Origin of the sequence: Pseudoblastomonas marina, from assembly GCF_034374265.1 — a bacterium.
In the GTDB taxonomy this organism is placed as follows: domain Bacteria; phylum Pseudomonadota; class Alphaproteobacteria; order Sphingomonadales; family Sphingomonadaceae; genus Alteriqipengyuania_A; species Alteriqipengyuania_A marina.
Map to the genome: position 1 here is coordinate 1,980,609 of NZ_CP139718.1, position 17,290 is coordinate 1,997,898.

The following is a 17,290-nucleotide window of genomic DNA, read 5'->3' on the forward strand; positions in this document are numbered from 1 at the left end:
ACGGATTCCGAACGCCTTTGTTGCACTGCACAATAACGGGTGCGCGCGATCAAGTCAAGATTTTTGTGCAGTGCACAATCGCAGGTGAGAAACGGTCTAGCGCGTCTTCACGTAGCTGCCGGGCGCATCCTCGATCACTTCGTCGCCCTTGCCGCCCGGCTTGCGCTTGCCGGCCGGATCGACCTCGTCATCGTCGATGCCGCGCAGCCAATCGACCCAGTGGGGCCACCAGCTTCCCGGATGCTCCTCCGCGCCCGCGATATAGGCTTCGAGCGTGTCGGCCTCGCTGTCGCCGAGCCAGTACTGGTACTTGCCCGCATCAGGATGGTTGACCACGCCCGCGATATGGCCCGATCCGGCGAGCAAGAAGGTCTTGTCGCCCTTCAGGTGCCGGGTGAAGCGCCACACGCTTTCGGCCGGGGCGATGTGATCCTCGCGACCCGCCTGAAGGTAGACCGGAGTCTCGATCCGGGTCAGGTCGATCGGCGTGCCGTCGGCGCTCAGCGCGTCGGGCACCACCAGCTTGTTGTCGCGATAGAGGTCGCGCAAATAGTCGTTGTGCCATTTCGACGGCAGGTTGGTGACGTCGCCGTTCCAGTGGAGCAGGTCGAAGGCCGGATAGTCCTCGCCCAGCAGGTAGTTGTTGACGACGTAGTTCCAGATCAAATCCTTGCCGCGGAGCATGTTGAAGGTCGCGGCGAGGTAGCGCCCGTCGAGATAGCCCTGCGGACTGAGCTTGGCGATCGTCTCCAACTGCTGGTCGTCGATGAAGTTCTTCAATTCGCCCGATTTCTCGAAATCGACCTGCGCGGTGAAGAAAGTCGCGCTCTTCACTTTCTCGGCCTCGCCCCGCCGCGCGAGGATCGCCAGCGTCGCGGCGAGCGTGGTCCCGGCGACGCAATAGCCGATCGTGTGGACCGCGGGCACGTCGAGCCGCGCGCGCACATGGTCGATCGCGTCCATTTGCGCGCGGATGTAATCGTCCCACACCACATCGGCCATGCTCTCGTCGGCCGATTTCCAGCTCGCGACGAACACTGTGATGCCCTGGTCGACCGCCCATTTGATGAAGCTTTTCTTCGCGGTCAGGTCGAGGATGTAGAAGCGGTTGATCCACGGCGGGAAGATCACCAGCGGCACCTCGAGCACCTTGCCGGTCGAAGGCGAATACTGGATCAGCTGGTAGAGATCGGTCTGGTGGACGACCTTGCCCGGCGTGGTCGCGATGTTCTCGCCCAGCGTAAAGGCATCGGGATCGGTGTGGGTCAGCTGCCCCTTCTTGAGATCCGCGATCAGGTTCTCGAGGCCCTTCACGAGGTTCTCGCCGCCGGTTGCCATGGTCTTCTCGAGCACCACCGGGTTGGTCATCAGGAAATGATCGGGGCTCATGGCCTCGGTCATCGCGCGGGTCGCGAATCGCAGGCTCTCCCGCTGGGCCGGATCGAGCCCCTCGATATTGTCGGCGGTGGAGACCCAGTACTCGCTCAGCATGAGGTACAATTGATGCAATAACGCGTAGGCTGGGTGCGCTCGCCACGCCGGGTCGGCGAAGCGGCGATCCTTGCGGGGCAGTTCGGGGGGCTCCTCACCCTGCTTGCCGGCGAAGCCCTTCATCACGCTGTCCCACAATTGCAGGCCCTCGCCCCATGCCTTCTGCTGGGCATCCATGTCGACCTTGGGCATCGAACCCGCCCAACCCTGCATCAGCGCGGCGAACTGGGCGGGAGTGAAACCACGGGCCTGTTCCTGCGCCTCGCTCGCCTGGTGCTGGAGAAAATCGGCCCACATCGCGTTGACCCGGTGACCGAGCGCCAGCCAGTGTTCCATGCCGTGCACCTTGGGGGGTTCGGCCCCCGCGCCGGGGAGGAACTGGCCGAACATCTCGCGCGCGGCCTCGGCCTGGAACTGCATCAGCTTGGCGAACTGCCCCATGCCGAAGGGATCGTCGCTGTTTTCGTCCTGGGCCATGGGTTCTCCGTTCGCGTTCGACTGCGTTCCTATAGAAATAGTGCGTCGCAACAAAGTCAGTTCCGGTCGGGACCGTGATCGATTATCGACAATGCGATGGACGACGATTTCTACCGCATCCGGCGCCTGCCGCCCTATGTCATCGCCGAGGTCAACGCGATGCGCCATGCCGCGCGCGCCTCGGGCGAAGACGTGATCGATCTCGGCATGGGCAATCCCGATCGTCCGCCGCCGGACTTCGTGATCGACAAACTCTGCGAGGTCGCGCGCAAGCCCTCGGCGCACGGCTATTCGCAATCGCGCGGCATTCCGGGCCTCCGCAAGGCGCAGGCGGGTTATTACAAGCGCCGCTTCGGAGTCGACCTCGATCCCGAAAGCGAGATCGTCGTGACGCTCGGATCGAAGGAAGGTCTCGGCAGCCTCGCCACCGCGATCACTGCGCCGGGCGATGTCGTGCTCGCGCCCGATCCGTCCTACCCGATCCACACTTTCGGCTTCATGATCGCGGGCGCCAGCATCCGCGCGGTACCGACCACGCCGGGCGAGGATTACTGGCGCGCGCTCGATCAGGCGATGGCCTATACCGTGCCGCGACCCAAGGTGCTGGTGGTCAACTATCCTTCCAACCCGACCGCCGAGGTGGTCGATGCGGCGTTCTACCAGCGGCTGGTCGACTGGGCGCGCGAGAACGAGGTCTGGGTACTGTCCGACCTCGCCTATTCCGAACTCTATTACGACGGCAACCCGACCCCCTCGATCATGCAGGCCAAGGGGGCAAAGGACGTCGCGGTCGAGTTCACCTCGCTGTCGAAAACCTATTCGATGGCGGGCTGGCGGATGGGCTTCGCGGTCGGCAACCGCGAGCTGATCGCCGCGCTTACGCGGGTGAAGTCCTACCTCGATTACGGCGCCTTCACGCCGATCCAGGCCGCGAGCGCGGCGGCGCTCAACCATGGCGACGAATATGCCGAACAGACCCGCGCGATCTACCACAAACGCCGCGACGTGCTGGCCGAAAGCTTCGCCCGCGCCGGCTGGGACATCCCCCCGCCACCTGCCTCTATGTTCGCTTGGGCGCCGCTCCCCGAAGCCTATCGCGAGATGGGCAGCCTCGAATTCTCGAAGCTGCTGCTGAAAGAAGCCAAGGTCGCGGTCGCACCGGGGGTCGGCTATGGCGAGCGGGGTGAAGGCTTCGTGCGGATCGCGATGGTCGAGAACGAGCAGCGTATTCGGCAGGCAGCCCGCAATCTCAAGGACTTCCTCGCCCGCCGTTAGGTCCAAAGCCGAACGGGTTCGACTTACCTTTGCACGAATATTGAGGCATTCCCCTGCTGCATGGGGAGGACATCGAAGGGGGCGTTCGGCTGGCAGTCGCCGCGGCACCTGCCGCGCGGCTACGACCTGGAACGGCGAGGGTGGCACCGGATCGGGTGTGAGGAGGCGGAGCGCGCAGGAGAGCCGGTCTTGTGGCTCGTCGACCGCGAACACGGGTTCCTGCCCCAGCCGATCAAACACACGCTCGTCACCGATATCGCCGATCCGCGCCTGCGCGCCCGGCTGCTGGCGCTGGGCGTCGGCGACGTGCTCGCGCCCGGCACCGCAATCGACGAACTGGCGATCCGCGCGCGACGCGTGCTCGATCGCGCCGGAGAGGTTTCGCGCTGTCGATCCGTTGGCGCGCTCACGCTCGACCTGCTGCGCCGCGATGGTTTCGTACGGGATTGCCGGCTCTGCCTGCACCCACGCGAATTCGAAATGGCATGGCACCTGGCCGAACTCGGGCCGCGCGGGGCTAGCCGGAACCGCCTCTTGCGCGAAGTCTGGGACATCCGGCACGAACCCGAAACCAACAGCGTTGCGGTCCACGCCTTCCGTCTCCGCGCCAAGCTGCGCGTCCATGGGCTCGCCGGGATGCTCGCGACCGATCGCGCCGGACGATATCGGCTGATCCCACTGGACGAGCCCGATATCCTTCGCGACAAGGCTGGCAATCCAGATGCCGAGGAGCGCGAGCGTGACCGAACTGTCCTATGAGAACAATGAGCGCGTTGCGATCGAGGTCGAGGATCACGTCGCGCAGGTCCGGCTGGTGCGCGCCGACAAGATGAACGCGCTCGACCCGGAGATGTTCGACAGCATCATCCGCGCGCAGCTCGCCCTGTCCAGGGCGCGGGGTATCCGCGCGGTTGTCCTGTCGGGCGAAGGCCGCGCGTTCTGCGCCGGGCTCGACCTCGCCAGCATGGCCACGGTCGGCCAGAACGATCCGACGCCGCTGACCGAGCGCACCTACGGCAATGCCAACAGGTTCCAGGAGGTCTCGGTCGGCTGGCGCAAGCTGCCGATGCCGGTAGTGGCGGCGCTACACGGCGTGTGTTTCGGCGGCGGCATGCAGATCGCCAGCGGCGCAGACATCCGGGTCGCGCATCCCGCAACGCGGATGGCCATCATGGAGCTCAAATGGGGCATCATCCCCGACATGGGCGGTTTCCAGCTGTGGCGCGGCACGGTGCGCGACGACGTGCTACGGCGGCTGGTCTACACCTATGAGGAGTTCACCGGCGAGCAGGCGCAGGACTGGGGAGTCGTCACCGAGCTTGCGGACGAGCCGCTCGAACGCGCGACCGAGCTCGCGCGCATCATCGCCGACCGCAATCCCAACGCCATTCGCGAAGCCAAGGGGCTGTTCGGCACCTATCTCGACCTCAAGCCCGACGAGATCCTGATGGAGGAATCGATCCGCCAGCAGCGGCTGATCGGGACCAGGAACCAGATGGAAGCCGTCGCCAGCCAGATGGCGAAGCGCAAGGGCGCGTTCGAGGATGGCTAATCGCCTCGGGGGATTTCCTTGGTCTCGATGAGCACCGGGATCCGCTCGGGATAGAGTTTCTGTTCGAGCTCCCACGCAGTGTCGTCATCATCGCGGGCGAGATCCAGTTCCCCCATTTCCCAATATGCATCGGCCCGGGAGCGATACGACCACGGATCTTCGGGATTGAGGGCGATCGCATCGGTCAACAGACTCACGACCTGCTCGTAGTCCTTCTCTCGCAGGGCCAGCAATGCCCGACCCTGCAAGACGACGCGCCACAGTTCGGACTCGCGGTCCACCCTGGCGAAGTCGGCCCGAGCTTCTTCCACTCGTCCGAGCCCGGCATAGGCGGCACCGCGATTTGCATAGGCATAGGGATTCTCCGGTTCACGATCTGCAAGAACGGTGAAATCTGCGATCGCTGCCGGCAGGTCTCCAATACGTAAGTAGGCGACGCCGCGCTTCAGGTAGGCATCATTGTGATCGGGATTGAGCTCGATGGCGACATCAAGGTCCTCGATAGCCTGAGGCAAGCGGTTCATCCTGAGCAACAGGAACCCGCGATCATACCGCAGATAGGGATTTTCCGAATCGAGCACGGTCGCCCGATTGTAATCGGCGAGGGCGAGTTCGCGCGAGCCAGTCAGATCATAAATCCTGCCGCGCTCGGCAAGCAGGCCGGCCTGCTCGGGTTCTCCCGCTGCGTCAGCGATCAGATCCGCGCAGATGCGCAGCGAACGGGGCAGTTCGTCAGTCGCCTCATCGTATTGGCACCGTGGTTCCATTGCATCGCGGCCAGTCGCCACCGCCCCGACCAGCAGCCCGACGACCAGGATCCAGTTCCAGCTTACCGAAAGCCAGTATTTCGCGGGCTCGTCATCGTGCCGGTAGCTTCGCGAAGATCCCTTGACCAACGGCTCGCTTTCGCCTTCGCGTAAGCCCCTGATGTTGCTCAGCAGGCCAAGGATGCCGAATGTCCCGAACAGGGCAGGGACCAGGAAATCTGAGCGGGCAAATTCTTCCGCCGTCGGCGTGAAGACGAAGATCGCCACGCCTCCCAGCACCAATAGGGAGGCAGCCGACCGGAACAGGTTTGTTCCGGTCCGCCAAGCCAAGTCTTCCGGAGGCAGGGTAATGTCGCGGCGGTTGGGGGCGTGGCTGACATGGTCCCACAGATTTCGCGCCGGATTGATCGCCCAGATACCGATGATGAGCAGTATCCATGCCTGCACGGGGACGGATTCGAGCAAGCTAGGCCCTCAGCCTCCGCGCGTGCCACGCGACATGCTCGGCCATGAAGGTCGAGATGAAGAAATAGGAATGGTCGTAGCCCTCCTGCATTCGCACCTCGGCATCGATGCCGGCATCCTGGCAGGCCGCGCGCAGCAGCTCCGGCTTGAGCTGTTCGTCGAGGAACTGGTCCGCCGTGCCCTGGTCGACCAGCAGTTCGGGCACGCGCGCGCCGTCCTCGATGAGCGCGACGGCATCGTATTCGCGCCACGCCGCGCGGTCGTCGCCGAGATAGCGGCCCAGCGCCTTTTCGCCCCACGGCGCCTGTGAAGGCGCGCAGATCGGGGCAAAGGCGCTAACCGAACGGAAGCGCTCGGGATTGCGCAGACCGATGGTCAGCGCGCCGTGGCCGCCCATCGAGTGCCCGGTGATGCCCTGGCGATCCATGTCGACCGGGAAATTCGCCGCGACCAGCCCGGGCAGCTCGCGCTCGGTATAGCTGCGCATCCGATAGTGCTTCGCCCATGGCTGCTGCGTCGCATCGACATAGAAGCCCGCGCCCTTGCCGAAATCGTATTCGTCCTTGGCGTCGGGCACATCGTCGCCGCGCGGGGAGGTGTCGGGCGCGACGAGGATCACGCCATGCTCGGCGCAAGCGGCACGGTACTCGCCCTTCTCCATGACGTTCGCATGGGTGCAGGTGAGGCCCGAGAGATACCACAGCACCGGCAGTCTTGCGCCCTTTTCATGCGGCGGGACGTAGACCGCGAAGCTCATCTCGGTGCCGGTCTCGGCGGAGGCGTGCAAGTATACGCCTTGCGTCCCGCCGAACGCCTTGTTCTCGGATACGGTTTCGAGCGCCACGCGATCACCCCGGGCGATGCATCGCGCAGACCTTGTTGCCGGCCGGATCGCGCAGATAGGCGAGGTAGAGCTTCATGCCTGCGCCTTCGCGCATGCCGGGCGGGTCTTCGATCGGGGTCCCGCCATTGGCCGCGCCCGCCGCGTGCCAGGCATCGGCCATCTCCGGGCTATCGGCGGCGAAGCCGATGGTCGAGCCGTTGCCGCAGCTTGCGGGCTGCCCGTCGATCGGCTTGGTCAGCAGGAACACCCCGCCATTGTGCATGTAGATCACACGACCCTTGGGATCGACCGACCCTTCGCGCCCGCCGAGCGCCTTGAAACAGGCATCGTAGAATCTCTTCGAGGCGTCGATATCGTCGGCGCCGAGCATCACGTGGCTGAACATTCTCTTCTCTCCCTTGGGGTGGTCAGTAGACGACGACGCTGCGGATGCTCTCGCCCGCATGCATCAGGTCAAAGCCCTTGTTGATGTCCTCAAGATCGAGGACGTGGGTGATCATCGGATCGATCTGGATCTTGCCGTCCATGTACCAGTCGACGATCTTGGGCACGTCGGTGCGCCCCTTCGCCCCGCCGAATGCGGTGCCGCGCCAGTTGCGCCCGGTCACCAGCTGGAACGGGCGCGTCTCGATCGTCTTGCCCGCCTCGGCCACGCCGATGATGATCGAGGTGCCCCAACCCTTGTGGCAGCATTCCAATGCCTGGCGCATCACGTCGGTATTGCCGGTACAGTCGAACGAATAATCCGCCCCGCCGTCGAGCAGCTCGACGAGATAGGCAACGACGTCGTCGACCTCCTTCGGATTGACGAAATCGGTCATCCCGAAATGCTCTCCGAAGCTGCGCTTGGAATCGTTGATGTCGACGCCGACGATCCGGTCCGCCCCGGCCATCTTCGCGCCCTGGATCACGTTCAGGCCGATTCCGCCGAGCCCGAACACGACGACGTTGTCGCCCGGCTTCACCTGCGCCGTGTTGACCACCGCGCCGACGCCCGTGGTCACGCCGCAGCCGACATAGCAGGTGGTGTGGAACGGCGCGTCCTCGCGGATCTTCGCGACTGCGATCTCGGGCAGGACGGTGAAGTTCGAGAAGGTCGAGCAGCCCATGTAGTGGTAGATCGGCTTGCCCTGGTAGGAGAACCGTGTCGTCCCGTCGGGCATCAGCCCCTTGCCCTGCGTCTCCCGGATCGCGCTGCACAGGTTCGTCTTGCCCGAAAGGCACATTTTGCACTGGCGGCATTCGGGGGTGTAGAGCGGGATGACGTGATCGCCTTCCTTGACCGAGGTCACGCCCGGGCCGACCTCGCGCACCACGCCGCAGCCCTCGTGGCCGAGCACGCTTGGGAAGAGTCCTTCGCTGTCCAATCCGTCGAGCGTGTAGGCATCGGTATGGCAGATGCCGGTCGCCATGATCTCGATCAGGACCTCGCCCGCCTTGGGCCCTTCGAGGTCGAGCTCGACGATCTCGAGCGGTTGCTTGGCTTCGAAGGCGACGGCGGCTCTGGTTTTCACGGGGTTCTCCTTTGGGCGTCGTCATGCCTATGTGCGGTGGACGTGACAAGTTCCGTGCATTGGGCGATTGCAACCCGGGCGGACCTCGTTTAGTGCGCGCCGTTCACCACCCATGAGGCCCGATGGCGGAGTGGTTACGCAGAGGACTGCAAATCCTTGCACGCCGGTTCGATTCCGGCTCGGGCCTCCATCAATCGGCAGCGTGACGTTTCCGCAGCCGCTCCCCGACATCGTCCCATGACAGTCCGCGCGCCTGCAGCAGCACGGCGAGGTGATAGGCGAGGTCCGCCAGTTCGTCGGTCAGGCCATCGTCGTCGCGGGTGACGGCTGCCAAGGCGACCTCGACGCCCTCCTCGCCGATCTTCTGGGCGATCTTCTCTCGGCCTTCGGACAGGAGTTGCGCGGTGTAGCTCTCTTCCGGTGGATCGTCGGCCCGCATTGCAACCACCCGCGACAATTGGGCGAGGAAAGCGAGGCCTGTTGCGCCGTCGCTGCCGAAACAGGAGATCGTGCCGAGGTGGCAGGTCGGCCCATTGGGGATGGCCCGCACAAGTAGCGCATCGCCATCGCAATCTGGCATGACGGACACGAGATCGAGCGTGTTGCCGCTGGTCTCGCCCTTGGTCCATAGGCGCTGCTTCGAGCGGCTGAAGAAGGTGACCTTGCCGGTCTCCTTCGTCGCCTCGAGCGCGGCGCGGTCCATGTAGCCTAGCATCAGCACCTGTCCGGTCGCATCGTCCTGCACCACCGCGGGGAGCATGCCGTCCATCTTGTTCCAAGCGAGCTGGTCGAGCTGGTCCTCGGTCATGGTCGCACCTCGATTCCGTTTGCCAGCAGGTCCTGCTTCAGGTCGGGGATCGCGATCAACCGGTCGTGGAAGACCGTTGCCGCCAGCGCGCCGCTCGCGCCGTGTTCGAACGCCTCGCGGAAATGTCGGGGCGCGCCGGCGCCGCCGCTGGCGATCACCGGGACTGTGACCGCAGCGACGACTTCATGCAGGTGTTCGCAATCGTAGCCGTCGCGCACACCGTCTTTCCTCATGCAATTGAGCACCACTTCGCCCGCCCCGCGCCGGGTCGCTTCGCGCAGCCAGTCGAGCGTGAGCCTGCCCGCCTCGTCCGAGCGCTCGGGATCGCCGGTATTGCGCCAGACGCGATAGCCGCCTTCCTCGCGCATCGAATCGACCCCGATGACCACGCATTGCGCACCGAAGGCGGCGGCCAGTTCGTCGATCAGCTCGGGCCGCGCGAGCGCGGGCGAATTGACCGAGACCTTGTCCGCGCCCGCCTCGAGCACTGCTTCGGCGGTGGCGAGGTCGCGGATCCCGCCCGCAACCGCGAAGGGGATGTCGATAACCCTGCTCACGCGTTCGATCCACGCGGTGTCGACGCTGCGCCCCTCGGGGCTGGCGGTGATGTCGTAAAACACCAGCTCGTCCGCACCTTCCGCCGAATAGCGGGTCGCGTTTTCGACGATGTCGCCGACGTCGCGGTGGTCGCGAAACTGCACGCCCTTGACCACCCGGCCGTCCTTCACGTCGAGGCAGGGGATGATCCTACGCGCAGGCATCGAGCGCCTCCGCGAGGCCGAAGCGGGCTTCCCACAGCGCCTTGCCGATGACCGCGCCGTGCGTCTTGAGCGCGCGCAAATCGTCGAGCGTGGCGACGCCGCCAGAGGCCTGGATTTTCCAGTTCGGGAGCCGCGCCTGCGCCTCGTCGAGCAGGTCGAAATTGGGCCCCTGCAGCATGCCGTCGCGGCCGACATCGGTCAGCAGCAGGTGGCACCCGGCAGGAAAGCGCGCGGCGGCATCGTAAAGCGTGATGCCACTCGTCTCGGTCCAGCCGGCGGTAACCACGATCGGCTCGCCCTCGATCAGCTTGATGTCGAGCGCGAGCGCCAGTTCCTCGGGCCCGAACAGGTCGAGCATGCGGTTGACGGTGCGCGGTTCGCGGATCGCAAGGCTGCCGATCACGACCCGCGCGGCACCTGCTTCGAGCATGCGGCGGACGTCGTCGATCGTGCGGAATCCGCCCGCCACCTGCAGGTTGAGCGGCGCGTCCTTCGCCAGCGTGCGGATCAGTTGGTGCTGGCGCGGTTCCTTCGCGCGTGCGCCGTCGAGATCGACCACATGCGCCCAGGTCGCGCCCGCCGCCGCGAAACCGGCAAGCGTTTCCGCGGGATCGGCGGCGTAATCCGTGCGGGCGGAAAAATCGCCCTTTTCGAGGCGCACCGGGGCACCGTCCATCAGGTCCATGGCGGGGTAGAGGATCAAGGCTGCCACTCCAGGAAGGCTTGCAGGTATCGCGCCCCGGCCGCGCCGGAACGTTCGGGATGGAATTGCGCGGCCCACCAATTGCCTTGGCGGAGCGCCGCCGGGATCGGCTCGCCGTAATCGGCGCGCGCGACGGTCGCCTCGCCATCGGGACAGGCGAAGCTGTGCGCGAAATAGACGTAGTCGCCCGCCGCGAGACCCGCCGCGGGATCGGGAAGGGAAAGCGCGCTCCAGCCCATATGCGGGATTGGACGGGTCGCCGCAGGCTGGAGCGCGCGCACTCGGCCGGGGATGAGGCCGAGGCATTCGATGTCGTTTTCGTCGGTCCTTTCGAACAGCAATTGCATGCCGAGACAGATGCCGAGCGCGGGGCATTCGAGCGCGCGGATCGTGTCGGCCAGGTCGCGCTCGCGCAGGCGTGCCATCGCGTGCCCCGCCGCTCCCACGCCTGGCAGGACGACGCGATCCGCCGCGCGCAATGCGTCCGCATCGGCGGTCACTTCAGCGTCCACGCCCAGCCGCGCGAAAGCGTGGCGGATCGAGGCGATATTGCCGTAATCGAGATCGACGATGGCAAGCGTCACAGCAGGCCTTTCGTGCTAGGCAACACATCGCCTTCGGCGCGGATCGCCTGTCGCAGCGCGCGTCCGAACGCCTTGAACGCGCCCTCGGTCTTGTGGTGGTCGTTCTCGCCCGCGACGGCGATGTGGATCGCGGCCTTCATCGAATCCGCGAGGCTGCGGAAGACGTGGGCCGTCATCTCGGTCGGATAATCGCCGATATGGCTGGCGGCGAACTCGCCTTCCCACACTGCGTAGGGGCGGCCCGAGAGGTCGATCAGCACCTTGGCCTCGGCCTCGTCCATCGGCAGCGCGAAGCCGTAGCGACCGATCCCCCGCTTGTCGCCGAGCGCCTCGCGCAGCGCTTCGCCCAACGCGATCGCGCAGTCTTCCACCGTGTGGTGGGCATCGACCTCGAGATCGCCCTCGCAAGTGAGGTCGAGCGCGAAGCCGCCATGCGCGGCGACCTGGTCGAGCATGTGATCGAAGAACGGGTTGCCGGTGGCGACGCGCCGCGGTCCCTCGGCATCGAGGTCGAGCGCGAGTGCGACCCTGGTCTCCTTGGTTTCGCGCACGATTTCGGCACGCCGCGAAGGAGTCCTCGCGCCCGAATCCCTCACTCCGAATGCGGCAAGTGCCGCGTCGTTTTCCTCGCGCGTACCGACGGTCAGCCGTACGCCACCGGGCGCGGCCTGCGGGCGGAACCGGACCCGGATCGCGCGCGCGCGCATTTCGCGCGCCAGGGCCGCCGGATCCTCGACTTCGAGGAACAGGAAATTGCCGCCGCCGACGCGCACCGAAACGATGCCGTCTGCGCCTTCGAGCGCCTTGGCCAGCCGGGCGCGCTCTTCGAGCAGTTCGGCGATCCGGCGCTCGTGCAGCGAGCGGCGCGAAGGCGCGAGCGCGGCCATCGCCGCCTCGATCGAGGGCACCGGCAAAGGATAGAACGGCGAAGCGCGCGAGGTCATCGCGACCGTATCGGGATGTCCCACCAGCGCGCCGACCCGTGCCCCGGCGAGCCCGAAAGCCTTGGAAAGCGTCCGCAGCACGACGAGGTTCCCGCGTCCTGCCGCCTCGCCCGCGAGGCTCTCGACTCCGGCGAATTCGACATAAGCCTCGTCCGCCACCACGATCGTGTCGGGCAGGCGCTCGGCCAGCGCGAGGATATCGGCAGGTGGCACGACGTTGCCAGTCGGGTTGGCGGGCGAGCAGACGAAAGCGAGCTTGACCTTGCCGTCGGCAAGGATCGCCTCGGCCAGCACATCGGCGCGCAGATCGAAGCCATCGTCGAGCGGCACGTCGAGCACCCGCGCGCCCTGCACTGCGGCGAAGCGCTCATAGGCGGTGAAGGTCGGCGAGCTGATCGCGATCGCGTCCTCTCCCGGATTGCAGAAAGTCCGGACCAGGAGTTCGATCGCATCGTCCGCGCCGCGCGTGACCCAGAGGTTGTCGTGTTCGACACCATATAGCGCCGCCATTCGCGCGCGCAGTGCCTGTGGCTGCGATTCGGGATAGCGATTGATCGGCACATCGGTCCCCATCGGCGCGAAGGGGCTTTCATTGCTGTCGAGCAGGATCGCATCGGGATCGGGCCCGGTCTCGGCAATGTCGAACGGGGCGAGCGCGCGGATTTCGGGCCGTGCCAGTTTCTCGGCGAGGGATTGTCGCGCACTCATGCCGCTTCTGCGCGCAGATCGGCCGCACGGGCGTGGGCTTCGAGCCCTTCGAGGCGGGCAAGCGTGGCCGCCGGGGCGGCAAGCGCATCGGCCCGGTCACTGGTCAGTTGCTGCACGCTGATCGCCTTGAGGAAGGTGTACACCGAGATCCCGCCCCAGGCGCGCGCCGCGCCATCGGTCGGCAGGACGTGGCTCGACCCGGCGAGGTAATCGCCAAAGGTCTCGGCTGCGTCGTAGCCCATGAACACCGCCCCGGCATTGGCGATTCGGTCGAGCAGCGCCTCGGGGTCGGCAACCGCGAGCGACAGGTGCTCGGGTGCATATTCATTGGCGATCGCGACCGCTTCGTCGAGGCTATCCACCAACGCGAGGCGCGAATTGGCGATCGCAGCGCGCGCCTGCTTCCCGCGCGGAAGATCGGCGAGCTGGATTTCGAGCTCTGCTTCCACCGCGGAGGCCAGGTTCGCGCAGGGCGTCGCCAGCAGCACCTGTGCATTGGCGTCGTGCTCTGCCTGGCTGAGCAGATCCGCCGCCACCACGCGCGCCTCCGCACCGGCATCGGCGATCACCATGAGCTCGCTCGGCCCGGCGGGGAGGTCGATCGCGACTCCGCGCGCCGCGACCTGCGCCTTGGCTTCGGCCACCCAGGCGTTGCCCGGGCCGCAGATCTTGTCGCAGGCGGCGATCTTGCCCGCGCCGAACGCGAGCGCGGCGATCGCCTGTGCGCCGCCGATCGTCCACACCGCCTCGATGCCGGACAATTCGGCCGCCAGCGCGAGCGCCGGATCGAGCCCGCCATCCTTGCGCGGGGGCGTGACGACGGTCAGGTCCTTGACGCCTGCTGCGCGCGCCGGAAGCGCCTGCATCAGCAGGCTGGAAAACAGCGGGGTCTCGCCGCCCGGAACATACAGTCCGACGCGGGGGATAGCGCGCCAGACTTTGCGCACGGTCAGCCCCGGCATGGTCTCGACCGCAAGGTCACTTGGGCGCGAGGCTTCGTGAAACACGCGGATATTCTCCGCTGCCAGCTCGATCGCCGCGACCGCTTCGGCACCCAAGCTCCGCCGCGCTTGCGCTGCGGCAGGAGCGACCGCAATCAGTCGGGGCGCAGAGGCGTCGATCCGCGTGGCGAGATCGCAAACCGCCTCCCAGCCGCGATCGCACACCGCGTCGAGCATTTCCGTGACGCGCCAACGCATGGTTGCATCGGCGCGCAGGTCGGGCCGTGCCAGCGCCTTGCGCCGCTCCCCTGCCGCGGCCTCGCTCCAGACGATCCGCTGCATCACAGCAGCATCTTCTCGATCGGCATGACGAGGATTGCCGAGCCGCCCGCTTCCTTGAGTTCCTGCAACGTCTCCCAGAAGACCGATTCCTGGCACACCGCGTGGACCGCGAATTCGCCCGGCTTGCCGTGCAGCGGCGTTACCGTCGGGCTGCCCGCACCGGGCAGGATACGCTGGATCTCGCCCAGCGCCTCGCCGGGCGCGTTGAGCAGGATGTATTTCGACCCGGTGCTCGCGAGGACGCCGTCGATCCGGGTCAGCAAGTTGTCGGACACGGTCTCGACCTCGGCAGGAAAATCGCGGCTCGCGCGGATCAGCACCGCTTCGCTATCGAGCACGTCGGCGACCGGGCGAAGGTTGTTCTCCTCGAGCGTCTGGCCGGTCGAAACGAGATCGCAGATGTAGTTCGCGATCCCGAGCTTGGGCGCGAGTTCGACCGCCCCGGTCATCTCGACCACCCGAGCATCGACGCCCTGCCGTTCGAGCCAGGCCCGCGTGATGCGCGGATAAGACGTTGCGATGCGCTCGCCGGCCAGCGCCGCGGGCCCGGGAAAGTCGCGCCCCACCGGGGCGGCGAGCTTGAGCGAGCAGCGGCCGAAGCCGAGCTTGCACACGGTCTCGATTTTGACCCGCTCGCGACCGAGTGCGAACTCCTCGAGCACGTTCTCGCCGACGATCCCGAATTCGCACACGCCGTCATTGACGAAGGTCGGGATATCGTCGTCGCGCACGAACATCAGGTCGATCGGGAAGTTCTCGACCCGCGCAGTCAGGCGGTTCTTGCCATTCTGCACGCGCAACCCCGCCTTCTTCAGCAGGTTGCGACTGTCGTCGGACAGGCGCCCCGATTTCTGGATCGCGATGTGGAGCCGGTCGCGGTCAGCGAACATTGCGCGCCTCCCTCGCCGCGAGCGCATCGATCGCGATCCGGTAGCCCTTGTGGGGTTCGGTCTTGAGGAAGCGCGCCACCCGCGTGACCGTGGTCGGCGAGACCCCGGTGCGTTCGGAGATGTCGCGATAGGATAGCTCGGTCGCGTCGAGCAGCCGGGCAACATGCCAGCGTTCGGCCAGCGAGTGCAGTTCGGCCGGAGTGCAGAGGTCGGTCAGCAATGCGAGCATGCCCTCGCGCGTCTCGGGCGAGAGCAGCGCCTCGGCGAGGCCGGTGCGCAACTCCCCCTCGTCCCGCGTGGGTCCGAACGTCGAGGTCTGGTCGGTCGAATCGCTCATTACAATGTTACAGCACGTTGTTACAGTTGCTTCACATCTAGTGGGGAGCAAGCGCAGGTCAACCGCTTTTTGGAGAGCCCCAGCTTTACGCTTGCCGCGTGGCGCACACGACGCTATTGGCGCGCCCTCGCCCGCAATGCCCGATCGGCAGGCGCGGGCCGCGCCGCTTTAGCTCAGTTGGTAGAGCACATCATTCGTAATGATGGGGTCACTGGTTCGAGTCCAGTAAGCGGCACCACTGCTTCCCGCACGAAATCCCGATGAGCCTCGGCCGCGCTACGGTCCGGACCCTGCCGGGCGCGGCGTCCTCTAGGCGGCGGCGGTGACTTGCTCGGACTCCTGCGCGACCAGCACCTGGTTGCGACCGGCTTTCTTGGCATCATACAGCGCACGGTCGGCCTGCTTGAGCGTCTCGTCGGTGCTGGAAATGTTGGCTGCGACGCCGGCAGAGAAAGTGATCGCGCCCATCGGTTCGTCGGTCTCGCGCAGCTTCAGTTTGCGACCGGCAAGCTCGTCTTTCGCCTCGCGCACCTTGTCGGCGAGCTTGGCGGCGTCGGGCGTCTCGGCGATCACGAGGAATTCCTCGCCGCCCCAGCGCACCACCGACCATGGCGCGAGCGATTCGGTCAACGCGTTGGCGACCAGTTTCAGCGCACGGTCGCCGACCGGGTGGCCGTAAGTATCGTTGATCGCCTTGAAATGGTCGATGTCGATGATGGCGAGGCTGAATCGCACCTTGTCGACTTCTAGGTCCTTCAGCTTCGCGCGCGTGGCGCGACGGTTCGGGATGCCCGTGAGTTCGTCGACCAGGGCCTTGTTGCGCGCCTCGTCGAGATCGCGCTGGAGGCGCTCGATCCGGGTCGATGAATCGGCCAGTTCGCGCTCGGCTTCGGCCGCACGATCGAGAATGCGACGGATCGCCGCCTTCAAATCATCTCCCTGCGCGCCGTCACGGATCGTCTGGCTTTCCTCGGCGATATCGATGCCCAGATCGTCGGCCTGCTGCTGCGTCTCGCGGGCCAGTTCGCCCGCGGCGCTGAGGTAGACGTCGACCGCCTCTTCGCGGGCCGCGAGCCGTTCCGCCGGATCGTCCGACGCCTCGACATGCTTGCCCATGATCTCGATGATCGTGTCCTGCCGCAAGCGCAGGCCGTTCTCGATATTGAAGTCGGTCTCCTCGACGACCACCTTGCTCATGCGGGTGAGGTAGAGATAGCCGAATCGATAGTTCAGCGGCGTCGGGTCGAGCAGATTGCCCGCCAGAAAATCGAGGACTTCTCGCCCGATGCTGCCCTGTTTCATGTGCCCGCCAGTTCGCTTGCCAATTCGGCCCGCGTAAGGCCCTCGCTGCGATACCCGGTTATGCCGATCCCGAGTTAATTTTTACCCAAGTTCCAGTCAGAGACGCAAATACCCGCAGCAAGAAAGGCGGGGGACATGGTGATACTGATCGATTGGCTGGCCCAGCGATGGCACGCGCCAAGCTCCGCTAGTCCGGCAAGACCGCGACCGCCTGGATTTCGACCTTGGCGCGGCGTTCGACGAGGCGGTTCACCTCGACCACCGCCATCGCGGGGAAGTGCTTGCCGATGACGCCGCGATAGGCGCGCCCGATTTCCTTCAGGCGCGCGGTGTAGTCCTCGAGATCGGTCATGAACCAGGTCATCGAAACGAGATGACCGGGCTCGCCGCCCGCCGCCTCGACGATCGCTACGATGTTTTCGAGCGTCTGCCGGAACTGGTCGACCAGATCGTCGCTCTCGAATTCCTGCTGCGCATTCCAGCCGATTTGGCCGCCCAGATACAGCGTGCGCCCGGAGGCCGCGATACCGTTGGCATAACCGATCGCGGGCGCCCAGCCTTCGGGGTGGATCGTCTCGTGCATCG

The 17,290-nt window shown here is 65.9% G+C and carries 18 protein-coding genes and 2 tRNA genes; 5 read left to right on the forward strand and 15 right to left on the reverse strand.

Annotated elements, in window-relative coordinates; all coding sequences use genetic code 11:
• Window positions 1-96: 96 nt before the first annotated feature.
• Window positions 97-1,968, reverse strand: coding sequence for a PHA/PHB synthase family protein (locus T8S45_RS09800; RefSeq protein WP_322293583.1), 1,872 nt, complete (start codon window positions 1,966-1,968; stop codon window positions 97-99).
• 96 nt (window positions 1,969-2,064) lie between these two features.
• On the opposite strand from T8S45_RS09800, the gene T8S45_RS09805 reads away from it, so the two are divergent.
• The 3 genes from T8S45_RS09805 to T8S45_RS09815 all read left to right on the forward strand — a co-directional run bounded on the left by T8S45_RS09805 (window position 2,065) and on the right by T8S45_RS09815 (window position 4,795).
• Complete coding sequence (locus tag T8S45_RS09805; protein WP_322293584.1) at window positions 2,065-3,243, forward strand: LL-diaminopimelate aminotransferase; 1,179 nt, start codon at window positions 2,065-2,067, stop codon at window positions 3,241-3,243.
• Window positions 3,244-3,432: 189 nt separating this feature from the next.
• Window positions 3,433-4,002 (forward strand): winged helix-turn-helix domain-containing protein, encoded by a 570-nt coding sequence (locus tag T8S45_RS09810; RefSeq protein ID WP_322293585.1) that lies wholly within the window; start codon window positions 3,433-3,435, stop codon window positions 4,000-4,002.
• On the forward strand, window positions 3,983-4,795 hold the full coding sequence (locus tag T8S45_RS09815) for a crotonase/enoyl-CoA hydratase family protein (RefSeq protein ID WP_322293586.1): 813 nt from the start codon (window positions 3,983-3,985) through the stop codon (window positions 4,793-4,795). Before T8S45_RS09810 ends, T8S45_RS09815 begins: the two co-directional genes overlap by 20 nt.
• Here the strand turns inward: T8S45_RS09815 and T8S45_RS09820 are convergent.
• The 4 genes from T8S45_RS09820 to T8S45_RS09835 are packed head-to-tail and all read right to left on the reverse strand — an operon-like array spanning window position 4,792 to window position 8,385.
• Window positions 4,792-6,027 carry a tetratricopeptide repeat protein gene (locus T8S45_RS09820; RefSeq protein ID WP_322293587.1) on the reverse strand — a complete coding sequence of 412 codons (1,236 nt, stop codon included), beginning with the start codon at window positions 6,025-6,027 and terminating at the stop codon, window positions 4,792-4,794. The two genes, T8S45_RS09815 and T8S45_RS09820, sit on opposite strands and share 4 nt — an antisense overlap.
• A 1-nt stretch (window position 6,028) precedes the next feature.
• Window positions 6,029-6,871 (reverse strand): S-formylglutathione hydrolase, encoded by an 843-nt coding sequence (fghA, locus tag T8S45_RS09825; RefSeq protein WP_322293588.1) that lies wholly within the window; start codon window positions 6,869-6,871, stop codon window positions 6,029-6,031.
• Between the two features lie 4 nt (window positions 6,872-6,875).
• Window positions 6,876-7,256, reverse strand: coding sequence for a VOC family protein (locus T8S45_RS09830; RefSeq protein WP_322293589.1), 381 nt, complete (start codon window positions 7,254-7,256; stop codon window positions 6,876-6,878).
• A 22-nt stretch (window positions 7,257-7,278) separates the two neighbouring features.
• Window positions 7,279-8,385, reverse strand: a complete 1,107-nt coding sequence (locus tag T8S45_RS09835; RefSeq protein WP_322293590.1) for an S-(hydroxymethyl)glutathione dehydrogenase/class III alcohol dehydrogenase — start codon at window positions 8,383-8,385, stop codon at window positions 7,279-7,281.
• Window positions 8,386-8,501: 116 nt separating this feature from the next.
• Between T8S45_RS09835 and T8S45_RS09840 the strand changes: the two genes are divergently transcribed.
• Window positions 8,502-8,575, forward strand: a tRNA-Cys gene (locus T8S45_RS09840).
• On the opposite strand, the gene hisIE is transcribed toward T8S45_RS09840, so the two are convergent.
• The 8 genes from hisIE to T8S45_RS09880 are packed head-to-tail and all read right to left on the reverse strand — an operon-like array spanning window position 8,576 to window position 15,403.
• Window positions 8,576-9,193 (reverse strand): bifunctional phosphoribosyl-AMP cyclohydrolase/phosphoribosyl-ATP diphosphatase HisIE, encoded by a 618-nt coding sequence (hisIE, locus tag T8S45_RS09845; RefSeq protein WP_322293591.1) that lies wholly within the window; start codon window positions 9,191-9,193, stop codon window positions 8,576-8,578.
• Complete coding sequence (gene hisF, locus T8S45_RS09850) at window positions 9,190-9,954, reverse strand: imidazole glycerol phosphate synthase subunit HisF (protein WP_322293592.1); 765 nt, start codon at window positions 9,952-9,954, stop codon at window positions 9,190-9,192. The genes hisIE and hisF overlap by 4 nt, the downstream gene beginning before the upstream one ends.
• Window positions 9,941-10,666: a 1-(5-phosphoribosyl)-5-[(5-phosphoribosylamino)methylideneamino]imidazole-4-carboxamide isomerase gene (locus T8S45_RS09855; protein WP_322293593.1), complete on the reverse strand. Its 726-nt coding sequence runs from the start codon at window positions 10,664-10,666 to the stop codon at window positions 9,941-9,943. Before T8S45_RS09855 ends, hisF begins: the two co-directional genes overlap by 14 nt.
• Window positions 10,654-11,241 (reverse strand): imidazole glycerol phosphate synthase subunit HisH, encoded by a 588-nt coding sequence (hisH, locus tag T8S45_RS09860; protein WP_188642668.1) that lies wholly within the window; start codon window positions 11,239-11,241, stop codon window positions 10,654-10,656. Before hisH ends, T8S45_RS09855 begins: the two co-directional genes overlap by 13 nt.
• Window positions 11,238-12,893: a histidinol-phosphate transaminase gene (gene hisC, locus T8S45_RS09865; protein WP_322293594.1), complete on the reverse strand. Its 1,656-nt coding sequence runs from the start codon at window positions 12,891-12,893 to the stop codon at window positions 11,238-11,240. The genes hisH and hisC overlap by 4 nt, the downstream gene beginning before the upstream one ends.
• Window positions 12,890-14,176 carry a histidinol dehydrogenase gene (gene hisD / locus T8S45_RS09870; RefSeq protein ID WP_322293595.1) on the reverse strand — a complete coding sequence of 429 codons (1,287 nt, stop codon included), beginning with the start codon at window positions 14,174-14,176 and terminating at the stop codon, window positions 12,890-12,892. The genes hisC and hisD overlap by 4 nt, the downstream gene beginning before the upstream one ends.
• A complete protein-coding gene (gene hisG / locus T8S45_RS09875) occupies window positions 14,176-15,066 on the reverse strand; it encodes an ATP phosphoribosyltransferase (RefSeq protein WP_322293596.1) in 891 nt (296 codons plus the stop codon). The genes hisD and hisG overlap by 1 nt, the downstream gene beginning before the upstream one ends.
• Complete coding sequence (locus tag T8S45_RS09880; RefSeq protein ID WP_188642672.1) at window positions 15,056-15,403, reverse strand: YerC/YecD family TrpR-related protein; 348 nt, start codon at window positions 15,401-15,403, stop codon at window positions 15,056-15,058. The genes hisG and T8S45_RS09880 overlap by 11 nt, the downstream gene beginning before the upstream one ends.
• A gap of 162 nt (window positions 15,404-15,565) precedes the next feature.
• Here T8S45_RS09880 and T8S45_RS09885 point away from each other — a divergent pair.
• Window positions 15,566-15,641: transfer RNA gene (locus tag T8S45_RS09885), tRNA-Thr, on the forward strand.
• 71 nt (window positions 15,642-15,712) lie between these two features.
• Here the strand turns inward: T8S45_RS09885 and T8S45_RS09890 are convergent.
• Together T8S45_RS09890 and T8S45_RS09895 are read right to left on the reverse strand one after the other, a co-directional pair.
• Entirely contained in the window at window positions 15,713-16,705 is a 993-nt protein-coding gene (locus tag T8S45_RS09890; protein ID WP_322293597.1) for a GGDEF domain-containing protein, read from the reverse strand.
• 187 nt (window positions 16,706-16,892) lie between these two features.
• Complete coding sequence (locus T8S45_RS09895; RefSeq protein WP_322293598.1) at window positions 16,893-17,288, reverse strand: RidA family protein; 396 nt, start codon at window positions 17,286-17,288, stop codon at window positions 16,893-16,895.
• Window positions 17,289-17,290: the final 2 nt, after the last annotated feature.

Coding starts and splice junctions, on each gene's coding strand:
- T8S45_RS09800 (WP_322293583.1), bottom strand. CDS start 1,968: ATGGCCCAGGACGAAAACAGCGACGATCCCTTCGGCATGGGGCAGTTC.
- T8S45_RS09805 (WP_322293584.1), top strand. CDS start 2,065: ATGGACGACGATTTCTACCGCATCCGGCGCCTGCCGCCCTATGTCATC.
- T8S45_RS09830 (WP_322293589.1), bottom strand. CDS start 7,256: ATGTTCAGCCACGTGATGCTCGGCGCCGACGATATCGACGCCTCGAAG.
- hisIE (WP_322293591.1), bottom strand. CDS start 9,193: ATGACCGAGGACCAGCTCGACCAGCTCGCTTGGAACAAGATGGACGGC.
- hisF (WP_322293592.1), bottom strand. CDS start 9,954: ATGCCTGCGCGTAGGATCATCCCCTGCCTCGACGTGAAGGACGGCCGG.
- hisC (WP_322293594.1), bottom strand. CDS start 12,893: ATGAGTGCGCGACAATCCCTCGCCGAGAAACTGGCACGGCCCGAAATC.
- hisD (WP_322293595.1), bottom strand. CDS start 14,176: ATGCAGCGGATCGTCTGGAGCGAGGCCGCGGCAGGGGAGCGGCGCAAG.
- hisG (WP_322293596.1), bottom strand. CDS start 15,066: ATGTTCGCTGACCGCGACCGGCTCCACATCGCGATCCAGAAATCGGGG.
- T8S45_RS09880 (WP_188642672.1), bottom strand. CDS start 15,403: ATGAGCGATTCGACCGACCAGACCTCGACGTTCGGACCCACGCGGGAC.
- T8S45_RS09890 (WP_322293597.1), bottom strand. CDS start 16,705: ATGAAACAGGGCAGCATCGGGCGAGAAGTCCTCGATTTTCTGGCGGGC.
- T8S45_RS09895 (WP_322293598.1), bottom strand. CDS start 17,288: ATGCACGAGACGATCCACCCCGAAGGCTGGGCGCCCGCGATCGGTTAT.